Raw genomic sequence first — 16,344 nt, 5'->3', positions numbered from 1 at the left:
CGTACGTTCGCGGCGGTCTAATAGGCGCGGGCTGGCCAGAGGCGGCTGTCGTGCCGAGTCACGCCGGCTCCGCGACGGCGTCCAGCCGAACCCTTTTGGTAGATCGGGACCCACGAACCTGTCGTGGCCGAAACCAACGGGTACATGCGGTTCTTCCCGTACGACGAGCCCTACGAGAACCAGCGGGAGGCGATGGACCGCATCTACAACGCCCTGACCCGCGATCAGGACGTCCTGTTCGAGGGCGCCTGCGGGACGGGCAAGACGCTGTCGGCGCTGGTGCCGGCCCTGGAGTACGCCCGCGAGGAGGACAAGACGGTCGTCATCACGACCAACGTCCACCAGCAGATGCGCCAGTTCGTCCGGGAAGCCCGCGCGATCACCCGCCAGGAGCCGATCCGGGCGGTCGTGTTCAAGGGGAAGGGGTCGATGTGCCACATCGACGTCGACTACGAGGAGTGCCAGGTACTGCGAGACAACACCTACGATCTGGTCGACGCCGAGCGCGACCAGCAACAGCTCGAACGGCGCCAGCAGGAACTGCTGGAAGCCAGTCAGGAGGGCGACGAGCAGGCGACCGAAGCCCGCAGCGCGGTGATGGACGAACTCGACGCCGTCGAGGAGCAGGTCGAGACCTTAGAGGAGAACAACACCTGCGACTACTACTACCAGAATCTCACCGGCGAGACCGACGCGTTCTACGACTGGCTGTTCGAAGACGTCCGGACGCCCGACGAGATCTACGAGCACGCCCACGAACAGGGCTTTTGCGGGTACGAGCTGCTCAAGGACGGCATCGAGGGCGTCGATCTGGTCGTCTGTAACTACCACCACCTGCTCGATCCGATGATCCGCGAGCAGTTCTTCCGCTGGCTCGGCTGCGAGCCGGAGGACGTGATCACCGTCTTCGACGAGGCCCACAACGTCGAGGGGGCGGCCCGCGATCACGCGACGCGCACGCTCACCGAGAACACGCTCGACGCCGCGTTAGACGAGCTGCGCGACTCGGACGAACCGCGCGCCGAGCGAGCCCAGAACGTGATCGGCGCGTTCCGCGACGCGCTCGTGAAGACCTACGAGGATTCCTTCGAGTTCGGCGGGCGCGAGCAGGTCGACGAGAACTGGGACGACGTCTCGATCGCCAACGAGGAGGGCCGGGACGACCTCACCAGGAAGTTCCTGCAGAACTACAGCGGGCAGGGGATCGACGGCGACGTCGACGCCGCCCAGAAGCTGGGCCGCGCGCTCGACGAGGAGTACGAGGAGGCGTACAAGAACGGCGAGGCGAGCACGCGCCAGGAGTGCCGGACGCTCCAGGCCGCGCGCTTCCTCGACTCGTGGATGGCCGACGGCACGAAGCTCGGCCAGTATCCGGTCGTCTCGGTGCGCCGGGACGCCGGCACCGGCGAGGTGTACGGCCGCGCCGAGCTGTACAACTGCATCCCGCGCGAGGTGACCGAGGAGCTGTTCGGGCAGGTCGGCGCCAGCGTCCTGATGAGCGCGACGCTCCGGCCGTTCGACGTGTTCGCGGACGTGCTCGGGCTCTCGAACCCGGTGACGCTGGCCTACGGGCTGCAGTTCCCCCCGGAGAACCGCCGGACGTACGCCGTCGGGACGCCGCCTCTCTTTGCGAGCGACCGGGGCGATCCCGAGGTGCAGGCCGCGGTCGCCGACGTGCTCAAAGACGCCGTCAGATTCACACCGGGGAACGTGCTCGCGTTCTTCCCGAGCTACAGCGAGGCCGAGCGGTACCACGGCCACCTCCAGGGATCGGACGCGACGCTGTACCTTGACAAGCCGGGCGAGAGCGCCGAAGAGATGCGCGAAACGTTCACACAGGGCGACGACGGCGTCCTGCTGACCTCGCTGTGGGGAACCCTCGCCGAGGGCGTCAGTTTCGACGGCGACGACGCGACAACCGTACTGGTCGTCGGCGTCCCCTATCCGCATCTGGACGACCGGGCCGACGCCGTGCAGGACGCCTACGACGCCTCGTTCGGCGACCGCGCGGGCGTCCGGGACGCCGGGTGGCGCTACGCCGTCGAGATCCCGACGATCCGCAAGACGCGACAGGCGCTCGGACGGGTGCTGCGCTCGCCCGAGGACGTCGGCGTCCGCGCGCTGCTGGACGCGCGCTACACCGAGGAGAAAGAGCAGGAACTCGGGAAGTACAGCGTCCGCGACGCGTTCCCGGCCGAGGAGCGCGAGGAGATGATCGACGTCGACCCCGAGAAGCTGAAGTTCGCGATGCTGAACTTCTACAACGACCATCAAAAGTACGACGGCGAGCCGCCGCGGCCGTAGCAACGCTCGACAGAGAAAGTAGAACGATGACGGACGGTCCACCGGCACAAACCGCGACAATCGACTTCCAGTACGAGCGGAGCTATCGAGTGAGCGTCGAAGACGGAGATCCAGACAGCTGGATTGCCGTCGCTATCGCAATCGGCGATACGTACATCTGGGGCGGACCGAACAGCGGAGTGACCGGATTCGCGTGTGGCATCGTGCTGAACTTGCTCGAGACGGTCGATGCCGCCCTCTTGAACGAACGCTACGTCGTCGAGTTCGAGTGGGGACCGTCCTGGATGGTAGTCGAACCGCGGAACGACGCGTCGGTCACCGTGTCCAAGGCTTCGACGCTGAAGGGAGCGCGAAATCCGGACGAGCGGCTCGAAGTCGATACGTATCGCTCCGTTACGAAACGGGCCTGGATCGAGGAAGTCGTCGATACGGCTCGCGAGTTTCACGGGACGATCCTTGAGATGAATCCCGACCTCCGAACTCGGGGCGTGATGCAGCAGCTTCGAAGGGAGATACGCAGAGTCGAGCGGCTCAGCGCAGCGGACGACAACACCGTCAACTAATCGTCTGGGACGAGCACTGCGACCCGTTGTCCGGGATGCCAGTCTCGGCGAGCATCACGCCGGCAGCGAAACGCTCCGCACCACTTCCGCCCGGCTCGCATCCCAGAACTCTAACTCGGACACTGTCCACTCGATCGGCTCGATCTCCCGCTCGGCGAGTCGCCGCGCCGCCTCCGGATCGCCGCCGCGGGCCAGCGTGACGTGCATCGTGTAGTCGGGGCCCTCCAGCCCCTTGATCGCGCCGAGCTCGTCGACGAGCGTGCGGTGGATGCGATCGAGGCCGGGGCTCTCGACGGCGAGGTAGACGACCGGCGCGGCGCCGTTGGGCGGGTTCTCGAAGACGTCGACCTCCGAGATGCGGGCCTCCGCGGCGGGTGCGCCGGCGAGCGCGGTGCGGGCCTGCTCGGCGAGACGGTGGAACCCGCCGACGCCGGCGCCGTCGCCCAGGCGCTTGACGAGGATCGAGTGGCGCTCCCGGATCGAGTCGAAGCCCGTCAGCTCCGGGTGGAGCCGCGAGGCCAGGGCGGACACTCGTCCGGGAACGGGCGCGTTCAGGCTGAACACGGTCGAGGTAACGGACGGGAGGAAAAGAGCGTAGCGATCGACGGCGGGCGGCGTTCGGTCGGTGGCGGGACGGTTGGTGATCGGCGGCGTTCGACGCCGACGGCCAGATGGCTACAGCCGGTCGGCGAGCCACAGCACCAGCAAGGCGGCGACCGCCAGCAGTATCAGCGGCTGCAGGAACTCGAGGATACCGAACAGCAGGCCGAACACTTCCCCGAGGACTTCCAGGACGAGCAGCAGGATCACGAGCACGAGGACGATCCGGAGCAGCCCCTCGACGTCCATGTCGCCGCGCGAATCTATCATACTCGTTTCGTTTCCGCGCTGACGACAAAAAGACACCGGTGACCGAATCGCTCGCTCGACGGCGCCGGAAGCGCCACCCCTCATTTTGTGGCCCCTGAACTGCGCCGAACACGTTCGGCGGGGTTGTCGGCGGTCGGGAACCGGAGCGCCGTAAAAAAACGAGGGGGGCGAACCATCTGGTGATGCGAGTCACCAGACAGACTCTCGCGAAGGCGCTGGTCGTCGTCTTCGTGTTCAACCTGGTCGTGATGGGGGCCGGCGCGGCGCTGGCCTACCAGCAGGAGCCGCCGATCCCCGACACCGTCGTGGGACCGGACGGCCAGACGATCGTCACGGACCAGCAAGTACAGGACGGCAAGAAATCGTTCCAGTCGAACGGGCTGATGAACCACGGGTCGATCCTGGGCAACGGCGCGTACTACGGCGAGGACTACACCGCCGACGCCCTGGAGCTCAAGACCCAGTACATGAAGGAGTACTACGCCCAGGAGCGCCACGGCGCCGAGTACGAGGCGCTCGACACGGGCGAGCGGGCGTCGATCGACGCCACTGTGAAGGAAGAACTCGACGTCGAGGGATCAGAAGGGCCGATCCAGTACTCCGAGGCCGAGCTGTACGCCCACGAGCAGGTCCGCGAGGAGTACGTCGAACGCTACCACGACGGCGAGGCCGAGCGCGGGATCCCCGAGGGCATGATCGAGTCCGAGGAGGAGGCCAGCGAGTTCGCGGACTTCGCGATGTGGACGGCCTGGATCTCTCACGCCGACCGGCCGGGCACCGACCACAGCTACACCAACGAGTGGCCCTACGTACCCGGCGCCGGTAACACGCCGGGCGGCGCGGCGATGACCTGGAGCGTCATCAGCATGGTGTTGCTCGTGGCGGGCGCGGGCGCGGGCGTGTACCTCTACCGTGCGGTCGAGCTGCCGGAACCCAGCACCGAGGGGATCGACGTTCCCCACCCCGACGAGATCGACCTGACGCCGAGCCAGATCGCGGCGCTCGGGTTCGTCGCGGTCTCGGCCCTGCTATTCTTAGCGCAGGTGCTGCTGGGCGGGCTGCTGGCGCACTTCTACATCGAGCGCGACGCCTTCTTCGGGCTCGGCGAGCTGCTCGGGTTCGACATCCTGCAGTGGCTGCCGTTCGCCATCGCGAAGACCTGGCACATCGACCTGGGCGTGCTGTGGATCGCGGCGCTGTGGCTCGGGGCCGGGCTGTTCCTCGGACCGCTGCTGACCGGCCGCGAGCCCAAGAACCAGAAGAAGTACGTGTACGGGCTGCTCACCGCGGTCGTCGTCGTCACCGTCGGCGGCATGAGCGGCATCTGGCTGGGCGCCAACGGCTACCTGCCGGGCGAGCTGTGGTGGCTGCTCGGCAACGAGGGGCTGGAGTACCTCGAAGTCGGCCGCGTCTGGCAGATCGGCCTGCTGGTCGGCTTCGCCCTCTGGGCGGTGCTGGTCGCCCGCGCGTTCAAGCCGCTGCTGGACCGCGAGCCCCGCTTCGGCCTCGCGCACATGATCCTGTACGCGGGCGGCTCGATCGGCCTGCTGTTCATGGCGGGGATGTTCTACACCCCCGACACCAACATCGTCACCACCGAGTTCTGGCGCTGGTGGGTCGTCCACATGTGGGTCGAGGGCGCCTTCGAGTTCTTCATCGTCGCCATCGTCGGGCTGACGCTGGTGTCGATGAACCTGCTCTCGAAGGCCTCCGCGGAGAAGGCCGTCGGCCTCGAGGCGCTTTTGGTGATGGGTAGCGGCGTCATCGGCGTCTCGCACCACTACTGGTGGATCGGCCAGCCCGACGTGTGGATCCCGCTCGGGTCGGTGTTCTCCACGCTGGAGCTGATCCCGCTGATCTTCATCCTGTTCGAGGCGATCGGCGAGTACCGCGCGCTGGCGGACTCCGGCGAGACGTTCCCCTACAAGCTGCCGTTCATGTTCATCATCGCCAGCGGGTTCTGGAACTTCGTGGGCGCCGGCGTGCTCGGCTTTTTCATCAATCTCCCGCTGATCAACTACTACGAGCACGGCACCTACCTCACGGTGGGCCACGCCCACGCCGCGATGTTCGGCGCCTTCGGCTTCCTGGCGCTGGGCATGGCGACGTACATGCTCCGGATCACCACCGAGAGCGCGACGTGGTCCGAGCGCAAGCTCCGGGCGGCGTTCTGGTGCTGGAACGTCGGGCTGGCGCTGATGGTGTTCGTCTCGGTGCTGCCGGTCGGTTTCCTCCAGCTGGAGGCCGCGTTCACCGAGAGCTACGCCGTCGCCCGCAGCCTGGCGTTCTACGAGCGCCCGCTCGTCCAGGCGCTGTTCTGGGCGCGGATGCCCGGCGACACCCTGATCATCGTCGGGACGGCGATCTTCTGCTGGGACGTCGTCGGGAAGCTCCGGGCGGTGCGGGGCAGTAGCACCGATCCCAGCGAGCAGGCGGTCTCCGACCGCGTGATGGTCGAGAGCGACGACTGACCGGTCGGTCGCCGCCGGACGCCGTCGGTCGCCGTCGTCCTGTTTTCATCCGATTTTGCCGCCACTTTGGTCTCCGACCCACCATTCGACGGGACTATTTTGACGGCCGTCAGCCCGTTCTCACGATCTGGAAACGGGTGTGAACATATTCGCGGGCGTGCCAGCCGAATGGGAATCATTTGCCCGCTTGAAGGTGGTCTACCGCCAATCTGTGCATGTAGGAGGACCCACCAATGTTCGACACCAACCGACGACGCGTGCTCCAGGGCGCCGGCGCGATGTCCGGTCTCGCGCTGGCGGGCTGTACGGGCGAGGCGCCGAGCGCAGAGGAACCGACCAACGAAACGGAGCCCCAGCCCCAGCAGACCGAGCCGACGCTGGACGTCGACCGCGTCGCGGCGGAGCCGACCGACATCCCGGATCCGATCGACCGGGACGAGCCCGCCGAGGTCGACGTGACGCTCCGTCCCGAGGAGGTGACCGCCGAGGTCGAGGACGGCGTCACGTTCACGTACATGACCTACAACGGGCAGGTTCCGGGGCCGTTCATCCGGGTCCGCCAGGGCGATACGCTCAACGTGACCTTCGAGAACCCCGAGGGGAACGACCTGCCCCACAACGTCGACTTCCACGCGTGCTACGGGCCGGGCGGCGGCGCCGAGGCGACGATGACCTCCCCGGGCGAGACGGCCCACCTGAAGTTCGAGGCCCAGTACCCCGGCGCGTTCATCTACCACTGCGCCGTGCCGAACATGGACATGCACATCAGCGCGGGTATGTTCGGCATGATCCTCGTCGAACCGAAGGAGGGGCTCCCCGAGGTCGACCAGGAGCTGTACATCGGCCAGCACGAGCTGTACACCAACAAAGAAACGGGCGCCGAGGGCCACCACAAGTTCGACATGGAGTCCATGGCGGCCGAGGAGCCGACCTACGTCGTGATGAACGGCGAGGCGTACGCGATGACCCCCGACGGGTACGGCCACGCCGCCGAGGTCGAGACGGGCCAGACCGCCAGGGTGTTCATGGTCACCGGCGGGCCGAACCTCACCAGCAGCTTCCACCCGATCGGGAACGTGTGGAGCGACATCTGGGCGGAGGGCGCGCTCAGCTCCGATCCGGAGCGCAACGTCCAGACCAAGCCGGTCGCGCCCGGTAGCTGTGCGGTCGCGACGATGGACTTCCCGGTCCCCGGCGCGGTGAAGCTGGTCGACCACGCGCTCAGCCGGGTCGCCCGGAAGGGCTGCATGGCGACGGTCAACGCCACGGGCGAAGAGCGACCCGAGCTGTTCGACCCCGAACCCCAGTAGTCGACAAACGCCTCCCTCTGACCTCGTTTTCGCGACGACAGACGTCCAGCAGCGGATCACGCCGCAACACCTTCGCCAGCGAACCTGTCGGCTTCCGTAGTGTCCGGTCCCGTCTCGGAACGTTTTATGGGGCCCGGTGAGCAGTGACCGTCGAACATGGAGTCGACAGCGGAGGGCGACCGCACGGCCGAGCGTCTGCGCGGCGTCGCGACCGGGACCACCGTCGCGCTGGCGCTCCTGCTCGCGGTCGCCGGAGTGGGGATCGCGACGGCCGACGGCGTCGCGGACGGCGGAGCGGCGACGACGGAACTCGACGCCGCGTCCGCGGCGGCGCAGGCCGACGGACCGCCGATCGGAGCGGCGTACCAGCAGGAGATCGATCCCGACAGCGTGCGCCTGACCATCTCGGTCGACGCCGACGGATCGGCGCGCTGGCGGATCGAGTACTGGACGGAGCTGAACGACGACAACGAGACCGAGGCGTTCGAACAGCTCCAGGCCGACGTCGCGGCCAACCCCGACGAGTACACCGCCAGATTCGCCAACCGGACGAACCGAACCGTCGCGAGCGCCGAGAACGCCACCGGCCGCGAGATGAGCGCCGGCGAGTTCGGCGTCAGCGCGACCAAGGAGACGATTCCCCAGGAGTACGGCGTCCTGACGTACACGTTCGAGTGGCGCGGCTTCGCGGCCGTCGACGGCGATCGGCTGCGGATCGGCGACGCGATCGAAGGATTCTACCTGAACGACCAGACGCGCCTCGTCGTCGGATGGCCCGGCGAGTACCGGCTCGTCTCGGCGACCCCCGACGCCGACGAGCAGCGGGACGACGCGGTGCTCTGGCGCGGCAGCCAGACCGACTTCGTCACCGGCGAGCCCCGCGTCGTCGTCGAGGCGGGCGACGGAACCAGTGGCAGTGGTGGCGACAACGACGGCGGTAGCGACGACGGCGGCGACGGCCCATCCGGCGGGACCGACGACGGCGGATCGCCGCTGCTGTGGATCGGCGCCGCGCTCGCGCTCCTCGCGCTGGCCGGCGGCGGCCTGGCGTTCCTGCGGCGAAACGGGGACGACGCCGACGAAGCCGCTGGGGCGGGCGGTGTAGCGGCGTCGCGCGATCCGAACTCCGCCAACGTCGAGGACGACAGGACGGTCGACGATGACGCCGGTTCGGACGTCGATGACGCCGCCGGCGCGGACGACGAGGAGGACGATACGGACGACGACGCCGAAGACGCCGCGGGCGACGGGCCGCCGTCGGAACTGCTGAGCAACGAGGAGCGCGTCCAGCAGGTGCTGGCGGACAACGGCGGCCGGATGCGCCAGCAGGAACTCGTCGAGGAGACGGGCTGGACGGAGGCCAAGACCAGCCAGGTCGTCGGCGAGATGCGCGAGTCGGGCGCGCTCGAGACGTTCCGCCTCGGTCGCGAGAACGTGCTGAAGCTCCCGGACGACGACGAGGAGGAAGACCATATATGAATCCTTCGACGGTTCAGCGAAGACATCCGAGTAGATTCGACCGAATCGCACGACGTGAGCGGTTTTTAATCCGCGTTAATTCGGCGAGACGGACGTTGATTCGGGGCCAGCGACTGCCCTTTATATTATCAACCGGCAACAAGGAGGGGATGCGATGAGACGCACAACGACCCTGATGGTGCTGGTCGCCCTGATCACGGCCACGGTCGCGGTTCCCGTGGGCGCGGCAGGGCAGGCCCCCGCTCAGGCAGACGCGACCGCAGGCGCACAGGCAAACGCGAACGCGAGCGCGAACAGTAGTGTGGCTCCCGGCGAGCAGATGGCCGGCGTCGTCGGCGTCACCGAGGCCGAGTTCGAGGGCGAGATCGAAGAGCGCGCGTTCGGCGTGCGCATCGCCCAGAACGCGAGCGCGAACGCCCGGAGCGACGTGGTCGCCGGCCAGCTCGCCGACGTCGAGCAGCGGATCGAGGAGCTCGAACAGCGCGAGGAACGGCTCGAGCAGGCCCACGAGAACGGCTCGATGACCGAAGGCGAGTTCCGCGCGGAGATGGCCGTCGTCGCGGCCGAGAAGAAGACCGCGACGCGGCTGGCCGCCAGCAGCGAGACGGTCGCCCGCGGGCTCCCCCAGACCGCGCTCGACCGTAGCGGCGTCGACCTCGACGCCATCGCGACGCTGCGCCAGCGCGCCGCCGCCGTCGGCGGCGAGAACGTCTCCGCGTACGCCCGCTCGATCGTCGGCGCCGAGGCCGGCGTCGGGATCGGCCCGACCGCGCAGGTCGACGTCGACGCCGAGGGCGACGTGAGCGTCGACGTGCCCGGCATCAACATCGGCGCGGACGCCGACGCGAGCGGCGACGCCGACGCGGGCACGGACAACGAAACGAGCGGCGACAACGAGTCCGACGACGGCTCGACCGCCGAGGCCGACTCGGAGACGACCGTCAGCGCCGAGAGCGACGACGACGTCACCAGCGTCGACGCCGACTCGGAGACGAACGCGTCGACCGAGCTGTAACACTACCCTCCACTTCAGACGAGAACGATGCCATCAACACACAGAGCCGTAGCACTCGCGCTCGCGACGGCGCTGGCGATCGGTGCGGTCGCCGGCCCCGCGGTCGCACAGCCCGAACAGAACGAGAACGACGAACCCTCGCTCGTGGTCGAGGTTCAGGCGGACGGCGACGCCGTCGTCACCCTGACCGCGACGTACGACCTGACGAGCGAGGCCGAGCGGGACGCGTTCGCGTCCCTGCGGAACGACGAATCGGCCCGGGAGAACGCGACGCGCCGGTACGCCGCGCGGCTCGACTCGGTCGCACGGAACGCGAGCGACCGGGTCGACCGTGAGATGCGCGTCCCGGTCGACGAGGCCGACGTCTCACTCGAAGAGCGCGGCGACGTCGGCGTCGTCCGGTACAGCGCGACCTGGGAGAACCTCGCCGCCGTCGAGGGTGACCGGCTGGTCGTGACCGAGCCGTTCGCGAGCAACTACGGCACCGACCGGCCGTTCGTGCTGGTCGCCCCGGACGGGTACGAGCTCGCGGGCGCGACGCCGTCGGTCGACGCCGACGGCGAGGCGAGCGCCACCTGGGACGCCGGAACGTCGCTCGACGGGTTCGAGGCGACGATGGAACGCAGTGACGGCGATGCCGGCGCCGGCGGCCCGGCCGATAGCCTGCCCGGCTTCGGCGTCGGTGCCGCCGTCGCGTCCGTCGCGGGAGCGGCCGCGTTCGCCCTCCGACGGCGCCGATCGGCGTGACGCCGTCCCGCCTTCACGCGACTCGTCCCGCCTTCCGCGCGATTCGTCTCGACGATCGACGCCCCGCTGACGTTCGACCCTCCGAAACGATTGCGGTCCCCTGACGTTCGGCCCTCCGCCGATCGAACGTGGCTGATTTTCGACGTTCGAACGGCATGTTCACATACCGTACACACCTGAGAGCCGCTCTCGGCGGCGTATTCCGCGTCGAACTCGGAAGCCTTTAATAGCTCAAAGAGAGTAGATCCGTTCAACATGGCGACGACTCCCTGCGTCTCGACACCCGCCCCCGTCGAGAGCCGCGGGTCCGCCGCCGCTTTCTCCCGACGACGACCGCGACGGGGCCTCTTTTAGGCCCACTATTACTCAACACCACGACCCGGTTGTCTCAGCGAACAACTAAGAACGCTTTTCTTTGCCTATAGGCGTCTCTGCGCAATTCTTGCATGATCTAAAAGGAAGAATTTAATACCGTCCGAACGCTGGCTTCGAGTACAAATGGAACGCGTGGCACTCGCATTTTCGGGCGGTCTCGACACGACGGTCTGCGTCGGGCTGCTCGAAGAGGAGTACGGATACGACGAAGTGATCGGCGTCACGGTCGACGTCGGCCAGCCCGAGGAAGAATTCGAAGAGGCAGAGGAGACCGCCGAGGCGCTCGGCGTGGAGACCCACGTCGTCGACGCCCGAGAGGAGTTCGCCACGCTGTGTCTCGACTCGCTGAAAGCGAACGCGACCTACCAGGGCTACCCGCTGGGCACCGCGATGGCCCGCCCCGTGATCGCCAACGCGATCCTCGAGACCGCGATCGAGAACGACTGCGACGCCGTCGCCCACGGCTGTACGGGCAAGGGCAACGACCAGCTCCGGTTCGAGGCCGTCTGGCGCGACTCCGACCTCGACGTCATCGCGCCCGTGCGCGAGCTCGAACTCACCCGCGAGTGGGAGATGGAGTACGCCGAGGACCGCGGTCTTCCCGTCCAGAGCGGCAACGAGGGCGACTGGTCGATCGACACGAACCTCTGGAGCCGCTCGGTCGAAGGCGCCGACCTGGAGAAGCCCGACTACGTTCCGCCGGAGGAGATCTACGAGTGGACCTCCGCCCCCGGCGAGGCCGACGGCACCGAGCTCGTCGAGATCGAGTTCGAGGACGGCGAGCCAGTCGCGGTCGACGGCGAGGAGTACGGCGCGGTCGAGCTGATCGAACATCTCAACGAGCGCGCGGGCGCCTACGGCGTCGGCCGCACGGACATGATGGAAGACCGCATGCTCGGGCTCAAGGTCCGCGAGAACTACGAGCACCCCGCCGCGACCGTCCTGCTCAACGCCCACGAGGCGCTCGAAGGGCTCGTGCTCACCCAGGAGGAGCGCGAGTTCAAGGCCCAGGTCGACCAGCAGTGGTCGAAGAAGGCCTATCAGGGCCTGATCGACGCACCGCTCGTCGGCGCGCTCGAAGGCTTCATCGAGGAGACCCAGGAGCGCGTCACCGGCACGGTGACGATCAAGCTCGAAGGCGGCAGCGCCCGCGCGGTCGGCCGCGAGAGCGAGTACGCCGCGTACTCCGAGGACGCCGCCTCCTTCAACACCGAGACCGTCGAAGGCCAGGGTATCACCCAGAAGGACGCCACCGGCGTCGCGAAGTACCACGGGTTCCAGGGTCGCCTGGCCAACTCCGTGATCGATTCGGTGAACGAGGGCAAATAAGACCATGCCAGAGGGGAACTCGGACGACAACGCAGGCGACGTAGTCCGCCGCGACCGCTTCAGCGGCGGCCCCGCGCGGGAGTTCCTCTCCTCGATGGACGCCGACCGGCGGATCTTCGCGGCCGACCTCGCGGTCGATCGCGCGCACGTGGTAATGCTCGCCGAACAGGGCATCGTCGAAGACGACGTGGCCGCCGACGTTCTGGCGGCGCTCGACGACGTCGAATCGGCGGGCCACGAGAACCTGCCGGAGGGCGAGGACGTCCACGCGGCCATCGAGACCGCGGTGATCGAGCGCGTCGGCGAGGAGGGCGGGAAGATGCACACCGCGCGCTCGCGCAACGACGAGGTGGCGACCTGCATCCGCCACCGGCTCCGCGGGGACCTGCTCGACGCCGCCGCGACGACCGTCGCGCTGCGCGAGGCGCTGCTGGAGGTCGCGTCGGAGCACACCGACACGGTGATGCCCGGCTACACGCACCTCCAGCCCGCCCAGCCGACGACGGTCGCCCACTGGCTCTGTTCCTACGAGCAAGCGATCGCCCGCGACACCGAGCGCCTGCTGGACGCCTACGACCGGACGAACCGCTCGCCGCTGGGCGCCGCCGCGTTCGCGGGCACGACGTTCGATATCGACCGCGATCGCACGGCCGAGCTGCTCGGATTCGACTCGATCGTCGAGAACTCGATGGACGCCTCGTCGGCCCGCGACTTCCTGCTGGAGTCGGTGTCGGCGCTGGCGATCCACGCCACCACGCTGTCGGGGATCGCCGAGGACGTGATCGTGTTCGCGAACCGCGGGTTCGTCGAGCTATCGGACGACTACGCGTCGACGTCCTCGATCATGCCCCAGAAGAAAAATCCCGACACCCTCGAACTGGTGCGCTCGACCGCGGGCGACGCCGCGGCGGGGCTCCAGGGACTGCTGACCACCCTCAAGGGGCTGCCCCGCGCGTACAACCGCGACCTGCAGAACGCGACGCCCCACGCCTGGGAGACGGTCGACGCCGTCGTCGAGGCGACGGACGTGGTCGGCGGGGCGATCGCGACGGCCGACTGGCCCGAGGAGACGCTCGCTGAGGCCGCCGGCGAGGGGTTCTCGACGGCGACCGGCGTCGCGGACCTGCTCGCGGCCCACGGGCTGCCGTTCCGGACGGCCCACGAGGTCGTCGCGGTGGCCTCCGAAAAGGGTGCAGACCTGCAGGCCGTCGAGGACGCCGCCGAGGAGGTGCTCGGCGAGTCGCTGGACGCGTACGTCGACCCCGAGGACGTCGAGGCGGCGCTGGACCCCGCCGCGAGCGCCGAGTCGCGCGACTCGGTCGGCGGCCCCGCCGCGGTCGCCGTCGAGTCGTACCTCGACGACGCCGACGCTCGGCTGGCAGAAGACGAGGAGTCGGTCGGCGAGCGCCGGGCCGCGATCGAGGCGGCCGCGGAAGCGCTCGACGGCGAGGTGGCCGAGTATGTCTGAGCGCCGGACCGGCGTTGTGCGAGGAGCGCCGCCGCGACGAGGCCGGCGTCCGCGACCGCTGCCGCGATCCCCGCGAGGGGAGTGATAATATATTCCAGAACTGATACTGGATACGCGAACTTCGCCGTTGGCGCTTTCTCGACCCCTTAGACGGTAGTCCGTTTCTTTGTTTTCGCCGACACTTTCGGAGGATTTAAGTAGATAGGGGTACGAGGGGAGAGTACAATGGCGGAATGCGTCGAATGCGGGGCCGAGGTGTCCCTGCACGACAACCTGGAAGTCGGAGAGATCGTCGACTGCACGACCTGCGGCGCCGAGCTGGAGGTCACCGACACCAACCCACCAGTCCTCGAGAAGGCCCCCGAGCTGGAAGAGGACTGGGGGGAGTAACGTGAACGCCGGAACTGCAAGCAGTTCCGAGCTCGCGCTCGCCGGGTGGTTCGCGTGAACGTCGGACTGCTGTACTCCCGGATCCGCAAGGACGAGAAACTGCTGCTCTCGGAGCTGCGCGACCGCGGCCACGAGGTCACGAAGATCGACGTCCGCGACCAGCAGTTCTCGATCAGCGAGGCGCCCGAGTCGTTCGCGGACCTGGACGTGGTGCTGGACCGCTGTCTGGCGACCAGTCGCAGCCTCTACGCCACGCGGTTCTGCGAGGCCTACGACGTTCCGGTCGTCAACGCGCCCGAGACCGCGGAGATCTGCGCCGACAAGGTGAAAAACAGCCTCGCGCTCGAGGAGGCGGGCGTCCCGACGCCCGACACCGAGGTCTCCTTTACTAAGGAGTCGGCGATGGAGTCGATCGAGAAGTTCGGCTACCCCTGCGTCCTCAAGCCCGTGGTCGGGTCGTGGGGCCGCCTGATGGCCAAGATCGACTCCCGCAGCGCCGCCGAAGCGGTGCTGGAACACAAGGCGACGCTGGGGCACTACGAGCACAAGGTGTTCTACGTCCAGGAGTTCGTCGAGAAGCCCGGACGGGACATCCGCGTGCTCGCGACCGACGGCGAGCCGGTCGCCGCGATGGTCCGCTCGTCGGACCACTGGCTCACCAACGCCGCGCAGGGCGCCGAGACGGAAGCCTTCGAGCTCGACGAGGAGGCCGAACGCCTCGTCGAGGAGGCCAGCGCCGCGGTCGGCGACGGCCTGCTCGGCGTCGACCTGATGGAGGTCGGCGTCGATGAAGAGGGAGAACCGACAGGCTACACGGTCCACGAGGTCAACCACACCGTCGAGTTCAAAGCGCTCGCCGACGCCACCGACGTCGACGTCGCCGCGGAGGTCGTCGACTGGCTCGAAGCGAAAGCCGCCGAGGAGAGCGAAACCGAGGTGACCGCGTAGATGAGCGCGGGAGGCGAGGACGGCGACGCCGAACTCGCCGCTGGCGTCGTCGGCGGCAGCGGCTTCACCGGCGGCGAGCTGCTGCGCCTGCTGGCGGCCCACCCCGACTTCGAGATCGCGCAGGCGACCAGCCGGTCGTACACCGGCAAGTCCGTCGGCTCGGTCCACCCGAACCTGCGGGGTACCCACTCGGACCTGCGCTTCTCGGACCCCGAGGACCTGGAGAGCGTCGACGTCCTGTTCACGGCGACGCCCCACGGCGTCTCGATGGAGCAGATCGACCGGTTTCAGGAGGCCGCGGACACGGTCGTCGATCTCTCGGCGGACTTCCGGCTCGACGCCGAGGAGCAGTACGAAGAGTGGTACGACGGGCACGACCGGCCCGAACTGCTGGAGAAATCGGAGTACGCGCTCCCCGAGATCAACCGCGAGAACCTGCGGGGCGCGGAGCTGATCGCCTCCGGCGGCTGTAACGCCACCGCGACGATCCTCGGACTCCACCCGCTCATCGAGGACGGCGTCCTCGCGGGCGACGAGCAGATCGTCGTCGACGTGAAGGTCGGCTCCTCGGAGGGCGGCGCCGGCGGCGGCGACGCCTCCAGCCACCCCGAGCGCTCGGGCGTCGTCCGTCCCTACGCGCCGACGGGCCACCGCCACGAGGCCGAGATCGAGCAGTTCCTCGGTCTCGACGTCTCGTTTACCTGCCACGCGGTGGACATGATCCGCGGCGCCTCGGCGACGGCCCACGTGTTCCCGAACGGTCCCGTCTCGAAGGGCGACCTCTGGGGCGCCTACCGGGACGCCTACGAGGACGAGCCGTTCATGCGCATGGCCGCGGGCGGGAGCGGCGTCTACCGCTACCCCGAGCCCAAGGCCGTCGCGGGCACGAACTACGGCGAGGTCGGCTTCGAGCTCGATCCCTCGAACAAGCGGGTGGTCGTGTTCTCGGCCATCGACAACATGATGAAGGGATCGGCCGGTCAGGCCGTCCACGCCGCCAACGTCGCGCTCGGCCTGGAGGAGACCGCTGGCCTGGAGTTTCAGGGGCTCCATCCGGTCGGCGCGCCGTAGGAGG

General features: G+C 68.2%; 14 protein-coding genes. 12 read left to right on the top strand and 2 right to left on the bottom strand.

Features of this window, described 5'->3' with window-relative positions; translation table 11 throughout:
* Window positions 1-123: 123 nt before the first annotated feature.
* Both ABDZ81_RS07370 and ABDZ81_RS07365 read left to right on the top strand, forming a co-directional pair.
* Entirely contained in the window at window positions 124-2,304 is a 2,181-nt protein-coding gene (locus tag ABDZ81_RS07370) for an ATP-dependent DNA helicase (RefSeq protein WP_343773278.1), read from the top strand.
* A gap of 89 nt (window positions 2,305-2,393) precedes the next feature.
* Window positions 2,394-2,867 (top strand): hypothetical protein, encoded by a 474-nt coding sequence (locus ABDZ81_RS07365; RefSeq protein ID WP_343773277.1) that lies wholly within the window; start codon window positions 2,394-2,396, stop codon window positions 2,865-2,867.
* 54 nt (window positions 2,868-2,921) lie between these two features.
* Here ABDZ81_RS07365 and ABDZ81_RS07360 read toward each other — a convergent pair whose 3' ends face one another.
* Both ABDZ81_RS07360 and ABDZ81_RS07355 read right to left on the bottom strand, forming a co-directional pair.
* Window positions 2,922-3,431 carry a 2'-5' RNA ligase family protein gene (locus ABDZ81_RS07360; RefSeq protein WP_343773276.1) on the bottom strand — a complete coding sequence of 170 codons (510 nt, stop codon included), beginning with the start codon at window positions 3,429-3,431 and terminating at the stop codon, window positions 2,922-2,924.
* Between the two features lie 111 nt (window positions 3,432-3,542).
* Window positions 3,543-3,737: a DUF7554 family protein gene (locus ABDZ81_RS07355; protein ID WP_343773275.1), complete on the bottom strand. Its 195-nt coding sequence runs from the start codon at window positions 3,735-3,737 to the stop codon at window positions 3,543-3,545.
* Between the two features lie 182 nt (window positions 3,738-3,919).
* Here ABDZ81_RS07355 and ABDZ81_RS07350 point away from each other — a divergent pair, with 182 nt between their 5' ends.
* From ABDZ81_RS07350 to argC, 10 genes are all read left to right on the top strand, one after another.
* On the top strand, window positions 3,920-6,208 hold the full coding sequence (locus ABDZ81_RS07350; protein WP_343773273.1) for a nitric-oxide reductase large subunit: 2,289 nt from the start codon (window positions 3,920-3,922) through the stop codon (window positions 6,206-6,208).
* A gap of 233 nt (window positions 6,209-6,441) precedes the next feature.
* Entirely contained in the window at window positions 6,442-7,518 is a 1,077-nt protein-coding gene (nirK, locus tag ABDZ81_RS07345) for a copper-containing nitrite reductase (RefSeq protein ID WP_343773272.1), read from the top strand.
* 156 nt (window positions 7,519-7,674) lie between these two features.
* The gene (locus ABDZ81_RS07340) at window positions 7,675-8,997 is read left to right on the top strand and encodes a DUF7345 domain-containing protein (RefSeq protein ID WP_343773271.1); all 1,323 of its coding nucleotides are present in this window, start codon (window positions 7,675-7,677) and stop codon (window positions 8,995-8,997) included.
* Between the two features lie 154 nt (window positions 8,998-9,151).
* A complete protein-coding gene (locus ABDZ81_RS07335) occupies window positions 9,152-10,012 on the top strand; it encodes a hypothetical protein (RefSeq protein ID WP_343773270.1) in 861 nt (286 codons plus the stop codon).
* A gap of 27 nt (window positions 10,013-10,039) precedes the next feature.
* Window positions 10,040-10,759 (top strand): DUF7345 domain-containing protein, encoded by a 720-nt coding sequence (locus ABDZ81_RS07330; protein WP_343773269.1) that lies wholly within the window; start codon window positions 10,040-10,042, stop codon window positions 10,757-10,759.
* 498 nt (window positions 10,760-11,257) lie between these two features.
* Window positions 11,258-12,463 (top strand): argininosuccinate synthase, encoded by a 1,206-nt coding sequence (locus tag ABDZ81_RS07325; protein WP_343773268.1) that lies wholly within the window; start codon window positions 11,258-11,260, stop codon window positions 12,461-12,463.
* 4 nt (window positions 12,464-12,467) lie between these two features.
* Window positions 12,468-13,931 carry an argininosuccinate lyase gene (gene argH, locus ABDZ81_RS07320; protein WP_343773266.1) on the top strand — a complete coding sequence of 488 codons (1,464 nt, stop codon included), beginning with the start codon at window positions 12,468-12,470 and terminating at the stop codon, window positions 13,929-13,931.
* Between the two features lie 225 nt (window positions 13,932-14,156).
* Window positions 14,157-14,321, top strand: coding sequence for a lysine biosynthesis protein LysW (lysW, locus tag ABDZ81_RS07315; RefSeq protein WP_097009450.1), 165 nt, complete (start codon window positions 14,157-14,159; stop codon window positions 14,319-14,321).
* 54 nt (window positions 14,322-14,375) lie between these two features.
* On the top strand, window positions 14,376-15,269 hold the full coding sequence (gene lysX / locus ABDZ81_RS07310; protein ID WP_343773265.1) for a lysine biosynthesis protein LysX: 894 nt from the start codon (window positions 14,376-14,378) through the stop codon (window positions 15,267-15,269).
* Window positions 15,270-16,340: an N-acetyl-gamma-glutamyl-phosphate reductase gene (gene argC / locus ABDZ81_RS07305; RefSeq protein WP_343773264.1), complete on the top strand. Its 1,071-nt coding sequence runs from the start codon at window positions 15,270-15,272 to the stop codon at window positions 16,338-16,340.
* Window positions 16,341-16,344 lie beyond the last annotated feature (4 nt).

This window comes from Natronoarchaeum mannanilyticum (genome assembly GCF_039522665.1).
Classification (GTDB): domain Archaea; phylum Halobacteriota; class Halobacteria; order Halobacteriales; family Natronoarchaeaceae; genus Natronoarchaeum; species Natronoarchaeum mannanilyticum.
Note: the sequence above shows the minus strand (reverse complement) of the source record. Positions and strands in the feature narration are given on the sequence as shown.

Bases quoted from the DNA above. Each gene is read 5' to 3' on its own strand.
- ABDZ81_RS07355 (WP_343773275.1), bottom strand. From the start codon at position 3,737: ATGATAGATTCGCGCGGCGACATGGACGTCGAGGGGCTGCTCCGGATC.
- ABDZ81_RS07350 (WP_343773273.1), top strand. From the start codon at position 3,920: ATGCGAGTCACCAGACAGACTCTCGCGAAGGCGCTGGTCGTCGTCTTC.
- nirK (WP_343773272.1), top strand. From the start codon at position 6,442: ATGTTCGACACCAACCGACGACGCGTGCTCCAGGGCGCCGGCGCGATG.
- ABDZ81_RS07340 (WP_343773271.1), top strand. From the start codon at position 7,675: ATGGAGTCGACAGCGGAGGGCGACCGCACGGCCGAGCGTCTGCGCGGC.
- ABDZ81_RS07335 (WP_343773270.1), top strand. From the start codon at position 9,152: ATGAGACGCACAACGACCCTGATGGTGCTGGTCGCCCTGATCACGGCC.
- ABDZ81_RS07330 (WP_343773269.1), top strand. From the start codon at position 10,040: ATGCCATCAACACACAGAGCCGTAGCACTCGCGCTCGCGACGGCGCTG.
- ABDZ81_RS07325 (WP_343773268.1), top strand. From the start codon at position 11,258: ATGGAACGCGTGGCACTCGCATTTTCGGGCGGTCTCGACACGACGGTC.
- argH (WP_343773266.1), top strand. From the start codon at position 12,468: ATGCCAGAGGGGAACTCGGACGACAACGCAGGCGACGTAGTCCGCCGC.
- lysW (WP_097009450.1), top strand. From the start codon at position 14,157: ATGGCGGAATGCGTCGAATGCGGGGCCGAGGTGTCCCTGCACGACAAC.
- argC (WP_343773264.1), top strand. From the start codon at position 15,270: ATGAGCGCGGGAGGCGAGGACGGCGACGCCGAACTCGCCGCTGGCGTC.